The organism is Motilimonas sp. 1_MG-2023 (genome assembly GCF_030547455.1).
In the GTDB taxonomy this organism is placed as follows: domain Bacteria; phylum Pseudomonadota; class Gammaproteobacteria; order Enterobacterales; family CBDFNC01; genus Motilimonas.
The window spans coordinates 1-246 of record NZ_JAUOPX010000226.1 but is presented as its reverse complement, the minus strand read 5'-3'; the positions used below and the strand labels follow the sequence as shown (position 1 = coordinate 246).

General features: G+C 43.5%; 1 protein-coding gene. It reads left to right on the top strand.

The genetic code is table 11. The annotated features are described in order from the left end of the window. A partial coding sequence (locus tag Q4519_RS21990; RefSeq protein WP_303516103.1) for a hypothetical protein occupies positions 1 to 246 on the top strand: 246 nt, incomplete at both ends.

Below are 246 nucleotides of genomic sequence, written 5' to 3'. Positions count from 1 at the left end.
GGCCATGCCAATTGATTTACCACGCAACATGTTTAATGGCGACATGAGCCTAAATTGGCATCAAAATCTCACCGACTTAAATCGCGATGGCGTAACAGATAACCCCAATACTCAGCTATACAGCTGGGTCAGACACAACTTAATACCAGGCAATAATTTCGAAGGCATCATTAGCCCACAAGACTTGTTCGGAAATAGCCAACACTCAGGCTGGCGACGTATCGACCTATTTGTAAAAATGAATTC